Raw genomic sequence first — 16,572 nt, forward strand, 5'->3', positions numbered from 1 at the left:
ATGAACATAAAATACAATCAGCTGTGCATTAGAAATGCCGAAAAGAAAGATTGTGAACAATTAGCCGTCTGGTGGAACGATGGAACCGTCATGGCCCACGCCGGATTTCCAAACGGGCTTGGGACAAGCGCAGCGGAAATTGAAAAACAGATTGCCGACGACAGCGATGAAACAAGACGAAGACTCATCATAGAATACAACGATGTGCGAATCGGCGAAATGAGTTTCTATGTATTCGAAAATCATCGATATGAAATCGGAATCAAAATCTGCGAATCCGATTACCAGGAAAAAGGCATTGGAAGAGTTGTACTGAGCATGCTCATAGAAGAATTGTTCCGCATGGGAGCCAACGTTATTTTTCTTGATACCAACCTCAAAAACACAAGAGCACAGCATGTCTACGAAAAACTCGGCTTCCGTAAAACCGCAGTCCATTACAATTCCTGGAAAAATCAGCTGGGGGAAATGGAATCTTCTGTCGACTATGAGCTGACGGCGGATGAGTTTTGCAATCTGAAATAGAAATTGTAAAATAAATGAGGGACGAGTGTAAAGAAAGTTCGATGGGAGAAAGAAGTATGGTATCTTTGACATTGTCTAAAAAAGAAATGGGTTTTCACTGGGTAAGGTTTATGCCTGACAGGACTTGCTCGTTTCTTTTTTTGCTTTATAAACGATTATGATTTATCCATTGCGGCAGTGTTAATGTAAAAACAGCAAGTCCTCTTGACAATGTGATTAGCCTGAACTAACATGAAGCTATAAGAAACATAAACGGTAGTCTGAGGAGGAATGTGAGATGCTGTTGTTGCAAAACATATTATACTGTCTTCTGTTTATTCTGATGGTAAAGTGTCTGGTAAGAAATGATGGAATGAACTGTGTTTATTTTTACCCAAAGGAATATATAGAAGAAGCCGATAAACGTGGACTGATCGACAAAGATGCGGTCATGAAAAAAGGAAAGCAGGTTATGATTCCATTTTGCATCATTTTGTTCGTGGTGCTGATCGCGATCATTTTTGTCTGGAATAAAGTCACCGATTTCAAGACGGCATATCTCCAATCCTACCTCTTCCTTGTGGTGATGAACTGGTTCGACGGAATTATGCTTGACCGGGTGTGGGTTGGACACAGTAAAATATGGGAGATCAAAGGAATGGAAGGGATTCCGTACATAAAACCATGGAAAACCGTGCTGACAAAACGAGGCCTGGCGACGATTCTGTATCTGATCATTGCACTTGTGACAGCTGGGATTGTAGTGCTGGTTGGGAAAATCTGTTAAGAGACAGCATTGAAAAAAAGAGAAGAATATTATATACTACTCATGAGTAGTATTTTTGCGTAAGGGACTTTCGGAATATATAGGAAGTTAAATATCTCTGTTTTACTGGAGCAAATCAGTAAAACAGAGATATTTTTATGCCGCAGGCGTACCAAATTTGATTCGAAAAATTTTTGGCATTGAGAACGAAGGGCGGAGACGGTATAATGGAAGCAGAATTTTAACATCAGTAGACAAGAAGTCCCCCGCTTCTAAAGCGGTGGGATGAATTGTTAAAAGAAACATAACAGCAGTGGCGGGCGGAGAGAAATCGGTATCCTCCACTGACATGAGGTAAGTCACAGTCGAACTATTTTCGACATGTCAGACTCCGTGAAAATACCGACTGTGAGGTTCACACAACAGAAAAGGTATAAAACATGAGATATCAGATCAGAAATGCAAAAGTACAGTTTGGCGCGGATACGATTTTAAACAGTGTGAATTTCGAAATTCACGATACAGAAAAAATTGCAATTGTCGGTAGAAACGGCTGTGGAAAAACGACGCTGCTGCGGCTGATTGCCGGGGATATTGAGATGAGTAATCTGGACAGCGACGAGACCTGCGGAATTACGATGAGCGGAAAACAGAACATCGGTTTTTTGCGCCAGATTAATTTTACCGATGGAGATGTGCCGGTAAGAGTGGAGTTGGAGAAGGCTTTCGCGGAAGTCTTTGCGTGTGAAGCGCGAAAAAAGGAAATCGAAAAGCTGCTCGCCGAGACCGAAGATCATAAAAAACTGCTGGCGGAGTATGATTACCTGGAGCGGAGAATCGAGAGCCTGCACGGGTACAGCTGGAAAAAAGATATGGAAACGATGTTCCAGAAATTTGGTTTTGCGCTCGAAGATCTGGAAAAACCGATCGGTGAATTTTCGGGCGGACAGCAGACAAAAATTGCGCTGATTCAGCTTCTTTTACAGCGTCCGGACATCCTGCTTCTGGACGAGCCGACCAACCACCTCGACATCGCTGCAGTGGAGTGGCTGGAAAATTATCTGAAAAGCTACGAAAATGCCGTTGTCATTGTATCACATGACCGCATGTTTCTGGACCGCGTGATTGATGTGACGTATGAAATCGAATACGGTGACATCAAACGGTATCCGGGAAATTATTCGGCGTTTGTGAAGTTAAAAGAAGAAGCGCAGATCAAACAGGAAAAAGACTATGAAGCGCAGCAGAAAGAAATTGAGCGTCTGACGGCGTGGATTGAAAAATGGAAAAACACACCGACAAAAGTTGCGGCCACCCGTTCGAAACGAATGGCGATCGAGCACATGGTAAAAATTGAGAAACCGCGGCGGTTTGACACGAGGACATTCCACGCCTTATTCCATCCGGTACGCGAAAGCTATACGGATGTGCTCACGATGAAGAAACTGAAAATCGGATACGATACCGTCCTGAGCGAGGTTTCGGCCGTCATCAAAAAAGCAGAACGGATTGCGATCATCGGAGAAAACGGAAAAGGAAAATCGACGCTTCTGAAAACCGTTGTGGGCGAAATCAATCCACTGGGTGGAAGTTATCAATTTGGAAACCGCGTGGAGTTTGCCTACTTCGATCAGCACAAAGCAGTCAACCAGAAATTCGACCCGGAGCAGACGGTGCTCGACTATTTCTGGAGTCTTTATCCGAACCTGCTTCGCAACGATGTCCGAAGCGCACTGGGAGCCTTTCTGTTTTCCAGTGAGGATGTCGAAAAGAAAATGGGGCAGCTCTCCGGCGGTGAAAAAGTGCGGCTGGAGCTCTGCCGGATTTTCTATACGAAACCGAATTTCCTGATCCTGGACGAGCCGACGAATCACATGGATCTGGCGGGAAAAGAAGCGCTGGAAAAAATGCTGACCAGCTACGAGGGAACCGTTCTGTTCGTATCGCACGACCGTTATTTCATCAACCAGGTGGCAACCGGCATTCTGGAGTTCGGCGAGAGCGACGTACAATTTTACGGAATGAATTATGCACAGTATCTCGAAGAAATCAAACGGCAGACACTGGGCAGAGAAACGGGAAATGCGGGAGGAATTGTACGGAAATCAGCCGACGTTCCGACACTGGATGATGTGTTTGACAAAAAGAAATATTATAACCCGGGAAAAATTCTGTCCCGCTTAAAACGGCAGCTCGAAAAATACGAGGAGCAGCTTGCGGAGAGTGAGAGCAGAATGTCAGAACTCCAACTGGAAATGATAGACCCGGAACTTTCCACAAATTACGAACGGCTGATGGAGCTTCAGACGAAAATAGATGAAGAAAATCAGACACAGGAATCCCTGCTGGAGCGCATGATGGAAACGGAACTGGAACTCGAAGAGATGGAAACACAGGACGAATAGAGAGGTGAGTACCATAGAAAAGATAGATCAGTTTAAAAATGGACTATCATGAAAATGAAGTTTTTCTCATTTTAGGATATTCGGTTTGTTATATTTTGTAAAGTATTCTGCACCCATGACTGGTATGCATTCGTAAGCGGGGCTGAAATCTTTCGGATAAAAAAGTCAAATTTTGTTGACAACCCTGAAGACATTTGATAGTATTTATCAAGTAATGTAATATTCCATGAGGGAGTAGTTAGCACGAATGTGTGATTTGTCAACATTCTGATTATAAAAAAAGAGTATAATCTGGCAAATCTTAAATAATGAGACTCATGTATATCAATGAACAGCCTGCAAAAAAGCTGGCCGTTTATTGATATACATGGGTCTTTTTTTACGCGGGTAATGAGTAGGAACCCCCGCTTCTGCTAATGATACGATTATGGAAAACAAAGGAGGAAAACATGGAAAATTTCATCAACAACGCCCCGTTTGCTCTTGTGCTTGTCTGTCTCGTCATTGGTTTTGTCCTGCTGATCAAAGGTGCGGACTTTTTCGTAGAAGGAAGCTCAAGCGCAGCAAAGAGACTGCACGTTCCGTCGATCATCATCGGACTGACCATTGTTGCCATGGGAACATCACTTCCGGAGACCGCGGTCAGTGTATCGGCTTCGCTTACCGGTAACAACGAGCTCGCAGTCAGTAATGTCATCGGTTCCAATATCTTTAACCTGATGGTTGTCATCGGTGTCTGTGCCGTACTGACCACCGTAGAAGTCGCAAAGGAAACCATCAAAAGAGACATCCCGCTGTCCCTGATCTGCGCCGGACTTTTAATGGTTTTAGGAATCAGCGGACTCGGCGATAAATCCGGTATGATGCTCGGTCACCTGGACGGCGTGATCTTAATTGGATTCTTTGCAGGTTACATTGTCTACATGGTTCAGATTGCCTTAAAGGCAAACCGCGAAGGAAAAAAAGTCGAAATTGAAGGTGGTTCCGACGAGGACATCAAGCTGCTTTCTGTTCCGAAGAGTATCGTGTTCATCGTCGGCGGAGCAGTCGCCATTGCAGTCGGCGGAGATGTGACCGTAGATGCCGCAGCGAGAATCGCGGGCGATCTCGGAATGAGCCAGACTCTGATCGGACTGACCATTGTTTCCATCGGAACTTCCCTTCCGGAACTCGTAACTTCTATCGTTGCTGCGAGAAAGAATGAAGTTGATATGGCACTTGGCAACGCGATCGGTTCTAATATCTTCAACATTCTTATGGTACTTGGCATTGCATCCGCAATCAGCCCGATGGCCATCATTACGGAAAATATAATTGATTTGTGTGTATTGATCGTATTCACGGTATGTGTATGGATTTTTGCAGGAACCAAAAAGAAAATCGGAAGAGTCGAAGGTTTCTGTATGGTTGCATTTTATGCCGCATATGCCATTTATATCATTATAAGATAAGGGGAATGGAAAATGGTGTTATTTCTAAAGGTGTTTCTTACCGAGTTCATCGCAGAGATGGGCGATAAGACGCAGCTCATGCTGATTGCGCTTACTTCGAAGTACAAGCTGAAAGACATTATCCTGGGAACCGCAGCCGCGATTCTGGTACTGAATGGAATGGCGGTTCTCGCAGGCGGCCTCGTCAGCGAATTCATTCCGGACTGGTTGATTAAGACGATTGCAGCACTCGCATTTCTTTACTTCGCAGCATCCACCATTTCTGGTGATGATGACGAGGAAGAGGAAGAAGGCGGCAAATCCAAAATTCGGTTCGCACCGCTCGCCGTTTTCTGTACGTTCTTCGTAGCAGAGCTCGGAGACAAAACACAGCTTACCGCAATCACCTTTGGTGCAAATGAAGGTATGGGATCCGCATTCGTTGTATGGATCGGATGTTCTCTCGGACTGTTCGCAGCGGATATTCTCGGAATGCTGGTCGGCTACCTCTTAAAGAGCAAGACACCGGATGGGCTGCTGAATACACTGGCGTTTGTCATCTTTTCAATTTTCGGTGTATACACACTTTACCAGGGACTGAAACTGATCAGCGCAGGCGTCTGTCCACTGCCGGTATGGCCGGTACTGATCGCTGCAACGGCTGTTTTTGTTGTTGCATGTGTCTGTCTTTTTGTGAAAAGAGAGAAGAAAAAAGCAAAATAAAAACTGCGCACCGCATACTCATGATTTGGATGAGAAATGCGGCGCGTATTTTTTATGCGGCAAAATGAAAGTTTACCATTGAAGCATTTATAGGGTATAATATTTTGTAACTATTCAGAGTCCCATCTCGCCATATGAAATTCCAGAAAAATAGCTCATTCATGTAAACATGATTCGCGATTTTTCTTCCATTTCGCATGGCTCTGAATAGTTACAATATTTTCAAATCATTATTTACGAGGATGAAGGATAATAACATGTCTGATTTTAGTATCAACGAAATGCAGGAAATGCAGAAAGCGGGAAAAATGCGGACTGAAAAACAGAAGACCGGAATTGTATGGGATTCTCACAGGAGGACGAAAGTGAAAAACCGGAAGCTGCGTGGGAAAATCCTGTCCTTGTGATAGTCAGAGGGATCAAGTATAATGAGTCATATAAAATGTTGACGGGAGGGATTTGCATGGGAAGTTATCTGAATCCGGGAAATGAAGCATTTGCGGTTGCATTAAATTCTGAGATTTATGTTGATAAAACAGGACTGCTGACTTATACGAATAAAGTCATGAACACTCTGCAGGGATATATCTGCAACAGCCGCCCGCGGCGGTTTGGAAAATCAATTACGGCAAACATGCTCACCGCGTATTACAGCAAGGGCTGCAGTTCGAAAGAAATGTTTTCCGGGCTGGAAATCAGCAGGGCAAAGGATTTTGAAAAACATCTGAATCAGTATGATGTGCTCCACTGGGATATCCAATGGTGTATGGAACCGGCAGGCGGACCGGAGCGGATTGTTTCTTATATCTCAGAAAAAACGATTTCGGAGTTAAAAGAATATTATCCCCATATACTTCCAGAAGAAATCCGGTCACTGCCGGAGGCGCTGTCACGGATCAACGCGGCATCCGGGACAAAATTTATTGTGATTATAGACGAATGGGATGTTCTGATTCGTGACGAGGCGGCGGATCTCAAAACACAGGAAGAATATATCAATTTTCTGCGGGCGATGTTCAAAGGGACGGAGCCGACAAAATATATTCAACTGGCATATCTGACAGGTATTTTGCCTGTAAAAAAAGAAAAGACACAGTCGGCGCTGAACAATTTCAAAGATTATTCGATGCTGTATGCCGGGCCGATTGCACCATATGTAGGTTTTACAGAAACAGAAGTTCAAAAACTATGTGAAGTATATGGTCAGAAGTTTGAAGAAGTCAAACGATGGTACGACGGTTATCAGATTGGGAAATATCATGTATACAATCCAAATGCCGTTGTGAACCTGATGCTCGAAGGCGAATTCCAGAGCTACTGGTCCGGAACCGCATCCTATGAGGCGATTGTTCCGCTGATCAATATGGATTTTGATGGCCTGAAAAGTGCCGTAATCGAAATGCTTTCAGGAGATCATGTTCCGGTTGATGTTACCTCTTTTCAGAACGATACCGTTAGCTTCGCCAATAAAGACGATGTGCTGACGTATCTGATTCACCTTGGATATCTGGCCTATGACCGGACATTTAGAACTGCTTTTATTCCGAATGAGGAAATCCGTCAGGAATTGATTCTGGCAACGAAAAGGAAAAAATGGAATGAGTTGATTGTATTTCAAAAAGAATCAGAGCAGCTTCTGAAAGATACAATTCAGATGAATGGAAACGCAGTAGCAAAAGAAATTGAAAAAATTCACAGGGAATATACTTCTGTGATTCAGTATAACAATGAAAACTCACTCAGCAGTGTTCTGTCCATTGCCTATTTGAGTTCCATGCAATACTATTTCAAACCAATCCGCGAATTTCCCGCGGGTCGTGGATTTGCAGACTTTGTGTTTATTCCAAAGCCGGAGTTTCAGAATTATTACCCGGCGCTTGTTGTGGAACTGAAATGGGACAAAAGCGTCAGAGCAGCATTAGATCAGATCAGAGACAGAAAATATCCGGAGTCTGTTGCATGCTATGCAGGGGAGCTTTTGCTGGTGGGAATTAACTACAATGAAAAAACAAAAGAACATGAATGCCGGATTGAAAAGTATGAAAAATAAGGGCATATTTCAATTTCAGTTTACAGAGATAAAAGAGTATGGATAAGATAGAGATATATCATTATTTAAAAAGGCAAAATATAGCGTATGAAATTACGGAACATAAGGCAGTTTTCAATATGGAAGAAGCAGATGCTGTTGATTTGCCATATCCAGAGTGGAGCGCTAAAAATTTATTTGTTCGCGACGATAAAAAACGTAATTATTATTTGATAACGATGAAAGGGAACAAGCGAGTAGATTTGAAAGCGTTTCGCAGGCAACGTGGTCTGCGTGCACTTTCTTTTGCATCTGCGGAGGAATTATTTGATATTATGAAACTGATACCCGGTGCCGTTACGCCGCTTGGTATTCTAAACGATGCCGAACACAGAGTTCAAGTCTTCATGGACGTGGAATTTGTCGGAAATAAAATTGGTGTTCATCCAAATGATAATACAGCAACCGTTTGGATGCAGGCTGATGATTTAATGAAAATAATTCAGAAGCATGGAAATACTGTGGAATACGCATGTATATAATCGAAAGGTATTGCTAAAAAGTCTGAAAAAAGAAAAGTTCACAAACAAAAATGGTTCTCATTCTGCACTAAATATATTTACCGAGTATTCCATGACAGATCCCGGTGATCTGGCGGAATATTTTGGCTTCACAGAGCAGGAGATATCTGCCCTCTGTGAAAAATATGAGATGAGCTTTGAAGAAGCAAAAACGTGGTACGATGGTTATCAGTTGATTGCGCATCGGCAGACTGGAGACGAAATTTATTCCATGTATAGCCCGAAATCTGTGGTAGAAGCCATGCTGCGCCACAAATTCGGAACCCATTGGAACCAGACGGAAACGTATGAGGCCTTAAAAATTTATATTCAAATGGATATGGATGGCCTGAAAGATTCTGTGGTTCGAATGCTTGCCGGTATCAATTATAATAAAAAAACGAAGAAACATGAATGTGTTATTGAAGTAATGCAAAAATAAAAACGGAAGTCTCATGTCTGCGCAGTAAGGGTGGTGGATATGGGACTTTTTGGTAAAGATAAATAAAATTTATGGAGGAAACAGAATGATTATTGATTCTTATGATATCAACAGCGAGCCGATTGTAAAGCTGGAGAATTTTTATGGGGAGAAGCAGCATCTGGTAAAAAAATGTATGGTAATTTTTTCAAAAGTAATATATGAATACATGCTTGAAAAATTCCCATGCCGACAGATTGCAGAAGTAAGAGCATGCAATGGAAATATACCGGTTTGGACTCTGCCATATGAGGAAGAAACGATTGCTTTCTACCTGACACCAATTGGTTCCGCTCTTGCAGCAGGAACGATTGCCGAAGTCAATCATTTAACAGGAGCATCCGTCTTTATCATGTTTGGCTCGTGCGGCAGTCTGGACAAAGAAGCAACCGATGGAAAGTTTATTCTCCCAACGGAGGCATACCGGGGAGAAGGACTGTCCTATTATTTTGCAGAACCGCAGGACTACATAAAAATAAAAAACACGGACAAACTGGCGGAATTTTTCAAAGAAAGGAAACTGCCATACGTTCAGGGGCGCGTATGGACGACAGACAGTATGCTTCGGGAAACGGTAAATCTTGTAAGAAAACGAAAAGAAGAAGGATGCATTGCCGTGGAAATGGAACTCGCAGGCGTTCAGGCGATCAGTGATTTTTATGGATTTGAACTGTATGATTTTCTTGTTGCGGGAGATGTGCTGATCGAAGGAAACTATGAAACGGATGGATTATCTGCCGCTAACCACGATCTGGACAAGCTGTTTCTGGCGCTGCAGATAGCAAAAAACATGAGGATAGAGGGACGGTAAAATGAAATATAAAGAAAACATAATTTTGAAAAATGGGCAGGATTGCATAATACGAAATGTTCTGTATGAAGATGGGTCGAGATGTCGGATTTGTATGTAGTAACACATAGTGAGTCCGATTATCGGAACCGAAATCTGTAAACTATACGTAGATCCATGTCTGCAGAACAACGGGGTCGGCCACGCGCTGATTACCTTTGTAATTGAAAAGTTTGACGCAGACCATCTATGGGCATTGGAGAAAAATACGCGTGCCATTGCGTTTTACAACCGCCACGGATTTCGGTGGGCAGGAACGAAACAGCTGGAAGCAGGAACGACAGAATATCTGCTGGAATTAAGACGATGAGAGCGCGGCGTGCTTTCTGTCCTTCCTGCAAAAATTAAAGCAGGAGAAAACGGTCTTGTATTTTAACCGACTCAAGCAAGTAGCGAAGCGGATTGCGAATATCCGCTTTACTGAAGCAAAAATAGCCGAAAAGCCTGTTCCACGGTATCTGTCATATTTTCTGCCGCATTTTCTATGTCCATAGCTTCTTCGAGTGAAACGACGCTCCGCATAATAGGGAAAAAGGCATCAATTCCGGCGGCGTTGCATGTGGATGCATCTTTTGTAACACAGCCTGAGAATGCAAGGACAGGTTTGCCGTATTCTTTTGACAGTTTTGCAACTCCGATCGGCGCTTTTCCCATCACGGTTTGCCCATCGAGCTGTCCCTCACCGGTGATGACAAGATCAGCGTCTCTCACATCATCACGAAGTCGGGTTTCATCCAGTATGATCTGAATGCCGGGTTCCAGTGAAGCAGAAAGAAACGTCTGAAAAGCAAATCCAAGTCCGCCTGCAGCACCCGTTCCGGGAAATTCCGCGTCGACGTTCGGGAATGTTTTCCGGCAGAGTGCGGCGTAGGAGGCAAGCGATGTGTCCATACGTTTGATCATGACAGCATCCGCGCCCTTCTGCGGCCCGAAAACTGCGCTGCAACCGTTGGAACCGCAGAGCGGATTCGTCACATCACAGGCAATACGGAAGGTGCATTCCAAAAGTTCCGGCAGAACGTGATCTGCCGTAATCGCGGTAAGAGATTCCAGTCCGACAGCACCAAAAGGAACCTGTTTTCCTTCTGCATCGAGCAGTCCGAAACCGAGTGCCTGTAGCATACCAATACCGCCGTCATTTGTGGCACTTCCGCCGATTCCAATGATAAAGCGGTGGCAGCCATTGCGGATGGCATCGCAGATAACCTCACCGACACCGTACGTTGTGGCGTACAGCGGATTTTTCTCATCGCCGTGTACCTGCGTAATACCGGCAGCCCCCGACATCTCGATAATGGCGGTCTGCGTTCGGTCGATGATGCCATACGGGCAGATAACCTGCTTTCCGGCAGGACCGGTCACCGAAACGGAGACAAGCCGTCCGCCAAGACCTTCGGTCAGTGCCTGAACGGTACCTTCACCGCCATCGGCAAGCGGGCGCACAACCGTCTCCACCTTCGGATCGACACGATAAATCCCGGTGGCGGCCGCTGTTCCAGCCTGCAGAGAGGAAAGGCTTCCTTTAAAAGAATCAATTGCAATCACAACTTTCATCATTTTTCTCCTGATTTCAAATATTTTTCAATCCGACACTCATGCACCTTCGTCTTCTTATCATAATTAACACCAACCAGCAGAATATCCCCTGTATAAGATGCAATGGAAGCCGGGTAATGCTGTCTTTTAATCTGATCCAGTGCCGTTTTCGCATTCTTGTTCCATTTCAGTTCCACTACAAGCGCCGGAAAATCGTATCGGTATTCCGGCTTTGGCAGAAAGACAAAATCGGAAAAACCGCGCCCGGTCGGAAGTTCACGAATGGGTTTGAAGTAATATTGCATCGTACTTAAATAAGCAATCGTGAGGACACAACTGAGCGAATTTTCATTATGATACTGAATCACGGAAGTATATTCCTCATGGACCTTTTCAATTCCGGCAGCGACAGCATTTTCATCCATATCGAGCGTAGCATCTAAAAGATCCGCAGATTCCTGCTGGAAAGCGAAAAGTTCATTCCAATGATTGGAAGTCACCGCAGTCAGAAACTCCCGGCGGATTTCTTCGTTGGGAATATATGCCATCTGTGTCTGCTGATTGTAGGCAAGATAGCCCAAATGAATCAGCAGCGTCAGAACATCATCTTTATTTACAAAGCTGACCATGTCATTTTTAAAAGAGGTAACCATGACGGGAACTGCGGCGCCGGAAAGCATCTCCAGAATTGCTGTTTTCAATCCGTCAAAATCCATATTGATAAAAGGAACCATCGAGTCGTATGTGCTCGTCTCCGACCAATAGCTTTGGAATGTCCCATCCAGAAGCAGACTTGTTACCGCGTTTGGATTGTATACATGGTAATTTCCAAGCAGATAGCCGTCGTACCATCGTCTGACTTCCTCAAAATTTTGTCCGTATTTCTGACAGAGAGCGGAAACTTCATCTTCTGTGAATCCAATATAGGAAGCCAGCGGGCCTGGATTCAGCATGGAATACTGATGAAAATTATTTAAGGCAGACTGCGTTTTCAATTTTTTGATCGGAAGAATACCCGTGAGAAACGCAAGCTGGATATATTTCGTCGGTTCCGTCCCTTTGAACATTCCACGAAGAAAATTAATGTAATCATCCTGAATTTTCTGGTTGGAGGCCTCATCACGAATCAGGACATCCCATTCATCAATAATAATCACAAATTTCTGTCCGGTCGCCTCTTTGATCCGGGACAGAGCGTCGGGAACGGTGGAAACTTCCGGCGGAAGCTGATCTGCATAGATGGTACGCAGCTCGGCCAGTGTACATTCTGTAATGTAGGCCACAATCTGTTCCGGATCGCTGACATTCGAAAGAAACCACTGGATGTCCAGATGAATCACATCGTACTGGTTCAGATGCTTCTCAAAGTCTGCCGTCTGGCTGATCGCAAGGCCAGAAAACATCTTTCTGGAATCACAGCCCTTGCTGTAATAGGCCGCCAGCATATTTGCAGCAAATGATTTTCCAAACCGCCGCGGGCGGCTGTTGCAGATATAGCCCTGCATGGTGTCCAGAACTTTGTTGGTATACGATAAAAGTCCTGTTTTGTCCACATAGATTTCGGAATTGAGAGCAACCTGAAATGCACTGTTGTCCGGATTCACAAATCTTCCCATGATTTCACTTCCCTTCCGTTTTTTGATTATACCCCGATTTTACCATTCCCCCATCCAAATAGCAACGCACACCCCCGAAAATCCCGTAAAATCGCGGAAAAGAACCGATAAAATATGCTTTCCACTCTTGACAACGCTTACAGCCCCTAGTTATAATAAGGCATGAAAAACGATGACGAAGACAGTAGTCTGCGCGTGAACGGTCTGTGGAAAGCGAGCCGGGGATGGTGGGAGTCCGGTACAAGTAGCGGCAGGTGAACATCACTTCCAAGTTGCAGTTCTGAATCTGCGTACCCGGCGCATAAAATATAGAAAACCGGAGAGCAGTGGTAAGAAGTTGCCGGCCGTTCCCCGTTACAGGAAATGCATATGATAGTATGTAACAGGTGGTTACGATAAGTACAGCTTTCGTCCTATTACAGGGCGGGAGCTTTTTCTTATTTTACGCGAGCAAATCAAACGAGAAACTTAAGTTTCAGGAGGTACAAGCATGTACAAGAAAGTTTCAACCGACATGAACTTTGTCGAGAGAGAAAAACAGGTTGAGAAGTTCTGGGAAGACAATCAGATCTTCGAAAAAAGTATGAAAGTGCGTGAAGGAAATCCGTCCTACGTGTTCTATGACGGACCGCCGACCGCAAACGGAAAACCGCACATCGGCCACGTAGAGACCCGTGTTATCAAGGATATGATCCCGAGATACCGTACCATGAAGGGTTATCAGGTGCCGAGAAAAGCAGGCTGGGATACCCACGGACTGCCGGTAGAGCTGGAAGTTGAGAAAAAACTCGGTCTGGACGGAAAAGATCAGATCGAAAAATACGGCGTAGAGCCATTCATCGAGCAGTGTAAAGAGAGCGTATGGAAATACGAGGGAATGTGGGAAGACTTCTCCCATACCGTTGGCTTCTGGGCTGATATGAAAAACCCATACGTTACGTATCATAACGATTACATCGAGTCCGAGTGGTGGGCATTAAAAGAGATCTGGAAGAAAGGTCTTCTGTACGAAGGACACAAAATCGTTCCTTACTGCCCGCGCTGCGGTACCCCGCTTTCTTCCCACGAAGTAGCGCAGGGATACAAAGATGTTAAAGAACGTTCAGCCGTTGTCCGCTTTAAAGTAAAAGGCGAGGACGCTTACATCCTGGCATGGACCACCACACCGTGGACCCTTCCGTCCAACGTTGCACTCTGCGTCAACCCGGATGAGGATTATGTAAAAGTAACAAGCAAAGGATATACCTATTATATGGCAGCTGCTCTGGTAGACACCGTTCTCGGTGAGGGCGCTGAAATCCTGGAGCATTATCAGGGTAAAGATCTCGAGTTCAAAGAGTACGAGCCGCTGTTCCCGTACGCTGAGAAGAGAATCGGAAACAAAAAAGCATACTATGTAGTCTGCGATACCTACGTAACACTGACCGATGGTACCGGTGTTGTTCATATCGCCCCTGCATTTGGTGAGGACGACTCCAAGGTCGGTCACAGATACGATCTTCCATTCGTACAGTTAGTAAACGAAAAAGGTGAGATGACCGAGGAAACTCCGTGGGCAGGCACTTTCTGCAAGAAAGCAGATATGGCGGTTCTGCAGGCACTTGAAGACAAAGATCTTCTGTTTGATGCGCCGCTGTTTGAGCACAGCTACCCGCACTGCTGGCGATGCGATACTCCGCTGATCTACTATGCACGCGAGACCTGGTTCATCCGCATGACTGCAGTAAAAGAGGATCTGATCCGCAACAACAACACCATCAACTGGATTCCGGAGAGCATTGGAAAAGGACGTTTCGGCGACTGGCTGGAGAACGTTCAGGACTGGGGACTTTCCAGAAACCGTTACTGGGGAACTCCGCTTCCGGTATGGCAGTGTGAATGCGGCCATCAGGACTGCATCGGCAGTATCGAAGAGCTGAAAGAAAAAGCCGACAACTGCCCGGACGACATCGAGCTTCACCGCCCATACATCGACGCAGTGACCATTAAGTGCCCGAAATGCGGTAAAGAGATGCATCGTGTACCGGAGGTTATCGACTGCTGGTTCGATTCCGGCTCCATGCCGTTCGCACAGCATCACTATCCATTCGAGAACAAAGAAACCTTCGAGAAACAGTTCCCGGCACAGTTTATTTCCGAGGCTGTAGACCAGACACGTGGATGGTTCTACTCCCTGCTTGCAATTTCCACTCTGCTGTTCAACAAAGCACCGTACGAGAACGTTATCGTTCTTGGTCTGGTACAGGATGAGAACGGACAGAAGATGAGTAAATCCAAAGGAAATGCGGTAGATCCGTTTGACGCACTGCAGACCTACGGTGCCGATGCGATCCGCTGGTACTTCTACACCAGCAGTGCTCCGTGGCTGCCGAGCCGTTTCGCAGGAAAGACCGTAGTCGAAGGACAGAGAAAATTCATGGGAACCCTGTGGAACACCTACGCGTTCTTTGTCCTGTATGCAAACATCGACAACTTCGATGCAACAAAATACAGTCTGGAGTATGACAAACTGGCTGTTATGGATAAATGGCTGCTGTCCCGTCTGGAATCCACTGTAAAAGCAGTAGACGACAACCTGGCAAATTACCGTATCCCGGAGGCAGCAAAAGCACTGCAGTCCTTCGTGGATGATATGAGTAACTGGTATGTACGCCGCTCCCGTGAGCGTTTCTGGGCAAAAGGCATGGAGCAGGATAAGATCAATGCTTACATGACTCTGTACACCGCACTGGTGACCGTTGCAAAAGCAGCAGCTCCGATGATTCCGTTCATGACAGAGGATATTTATCAGAACCTCGTAAAGAGCATCGATGCAAGTGCACCGGAAAGTATCCATCTGTGCGACTTCCCGGAGGTACATGAGAACTGGATCGATCCGAAGATGGAAGAGGATATGGCAGACCTGCTGGAGATCGTCGTTATGGGACGTGCCGCAAGAAACACCGCCAATATCAAAAACCGTCAGCCGATCGGAACCATGTACGTGAAGAGCGAGTTCCAGCTTTCCGAATTCTACAAAGAGATCATCGAGGACGAGCTGAATGTCAAAGAAGTTGTATTTAAAGATGACATCGCAGATTTCATCAGCTACAGCTTCAAACCGCAGATGCGTACCGTAGGACCAAAATACGGAAAACTCCTGAACAAGATCAAAACAACCCTGTCTGAGCTGGATGGAAACAAGGCTATGGCAGAGCTCAAGAGCACCGGCGAACTTAAACTTGACATCGATGGACAGGAAATTGTATTATTAGAGGAGGATTTGTTAATTGACATGGCACAGATGGAAGGCTATGTATCCGAATCCGACCATACAATCACCGTTGTTCTGGATACCAATCTGACTCCGGAACTGATCGAGGAAGGTTTTGTTCGTGAGCTGGTAAGTAAAATCCAGACCATGCGTAAAGAGGCCGGCTTTGAGGTTATGGACAAGATCAGAGTATATGCAAAAGACAACGACAAGATTGTAAGCATCATGAAAAACCATGGTGATGAAATTAAATCTGAAGTTCTGGCAGAAGAAATCGTGACTGGAGAGACAAAGGGCTATGAGAAGGAGTGGAATATCAACTCCGAAAAGGTTACCATGGCAGTAGAGCGTATCTAAGAATACTTCTGGATGCGTTTCCACGACGATCGTTAATATAAAAATCAGCCTGCGAGCGGGGA

At 45.1% G+C, this 16,572-nt stretch carries 13 protein-coding genes; 11 read left to right on the plus strand and 2 right to left on the minus strand.

The features are described 5' to 3' along the window. The 10 genes from DW642_RS13730 (at window position 1) to DW642_RS13775 (ending at window position 10,058) form a co-directional block, all read left to right on the plus strand. Window positions 1–525, plus strand: a complete 525-nt coding sequence (locus DW642_RS13730) for a GNAT family N-acetyltransferase (protein ID WP_055225836.1) — start codon at window positions 1–3, stop codon at window positions 523–525. Window positions 526–802: 277 nt separating this feature from the next. Then, window positions 803–1,291, plus strand: coding sequence for a hypothetical protein (locus tag DW642_RS13735; protein ID WP_117510553.1), 489 nt, complete (start codon window positions 803–805; stop codon window positions 1,289–1,291). Window positions 1,292–1,710: 419 nt separating this feature from the next. Next, window positions 1,711–3,675 (plus strand): ribosomal protection-like ABC-F family protein, encoded by a 1,965-nt coding sequence (gene abc-f, locus DW642_RS13740; RefSeq protein ID WP_117510555.1) that lies wholly within the window; start codon window positions 1,711–1,713, stop codon window positions 3,673–3,675. Window positions 3,676–4,124: 449 nt separating this feature from the next. Next, window positions 4,125–5,126, plus strand: coding sequence for a calcium/sodium antiporter (locus tag DW642_RS13745; protein WP_117510557.1), 1,002 nt, complete (start codon window positions 4,125–4,127; stop codon window positions 5,124–5,126). Between the two features lie 12 nt (window positions 5,127–5,138). After that, window positions 5,139–5,828, plus strand: a complete 690-nt coding sequence (locus DW642_RS13750) for a TMEM165/GDT1 family protein (RefSeq protein ID WP_117510559.1) — start codon at window positions 5,139–5,141, stop codon at window positions 5,826–5,828. Window positions 5,829–6,291: 463 nt separating this feature from the next. Then, a complete protein-coding gene (locus DW642_RS13755; RefSeq protein WP_055225808.1) occupies window positions 6,292–7,878 on the plus strand; it encodes an AAA family ATPase in 1,587 nt (528 codons plus the stop codon). A 38-nt stretch (window positions 7,879–7,916) separates the two neighbouring features. Then, on the plus strand, window positions 7,917–8,399 hold the full coding sequence (locus DW642_RS13760) for a prolyl-tRNA synthetase associated domain-containing protein (RefSeq protein ID WP_117510561.1): 483 nt from the start codon (window positions 7,917–7,919) through the stop codon (window positions 8,397–8,399). Between the two features lie 91 nt (window positions 8,400–8,490). Continuing rightward, the gene (locus DW642_RS13765; protein ID WP_330410153.1) at window positions 8,491–8,859 is read left to right on the plus strand and encodes a hypothetical protein; all 369 of its coding nucleotides are present in this window, start codon (window positions 8,491–8,493) and stop codon (window positions 8,857–8,859) included. Window positions 8,860–8,944: 85 nt separating this feature from the next. Then, the gene (locus tag DW642_RS13770) at window positions 8,945–9,709 is read left to right on the plus strand and encodes a nucleoside phosphorylase (protein WP_117510563.1); all 765 of its coding nucleotides are present in this window, start codon (window positions 8,945–8,947) and stop codon (window positions 9,707–9,709) included. A gap of 109 nt (window positions 9,710–9,818) precedes the next feature. Continuing rightward, on the plus strand, window positions 9,819–10,058 hold the full coding sequence (locus DW642_RS13775) for a GNAT family N-acetyltransferase (protein WP_242991196.1): 240 nt from the start codon (window positions 9,819–9,821) through the stop codon (window positions 10,056–10,058). Window positions 10,059–10,165: 107 nt separating this feature from the next. Here DW642_RS13775 and DW642_RS13780 read toward each other — a convergent pair whose 3' ends face one another. Both DW642_RS13780 and DW642_RS13785 read right to left on the minus strand, forming a co-directional pair. Further along, window positions 10,166–11,302, minus strand: a complete 1,137-nt coding sequence (locus DW642_RS13780; RefSeq protein ID WP_117510567.1) for a glycerate kinase family protein — start codon at window positions 11,300–11,302, stop codon at window positions 10,166–10,168. Beyond that, the gene (locus DW642_RS13785; protein WP_117510568.1) at window positions 11,302–12,900 is read right to left on the minus strand and encodes an AAA family ATPase; all 1,599 of its coding nucleotides are present in this window, start codon (window positions 12,898–12,900) and stop codon (window positions 11,302–11,304) included. The genes DW642_RS13780 and DW642_RS13785 overlap by 1 nt, the downstream gene beginning before the upstream one ends. A 490-nt stretch (window positions 12,901–13,390) precedes the next feature. On the opposite strand from DW642_RS13785, the gene ileS reads away from it, so the two are divergent. Further along, complete coding sequence (gene ileS / locus DW642_RS13790; RefSeq protein ID WP_055222021.1) at window positions 13,391–16,510, plus strand: isoleucine--tRNA ligase; 3,120 nt, start codon at window positions 13,391–13,393, stop codon at window positions 16,508–16,510. Window positions 16,511–16,572: the final 62 nt, after the last annotated feature.

It is taken from the genome of Blautia sp. AM23-13AC, from assembly GCF_003435675.1.
Lineage (GTDB): Bacteria > Bacillota > Clostridia > Lachnospirales > Lachnospiraceae > Fusicatenibacter > Fusicatenibacter saccharivorans.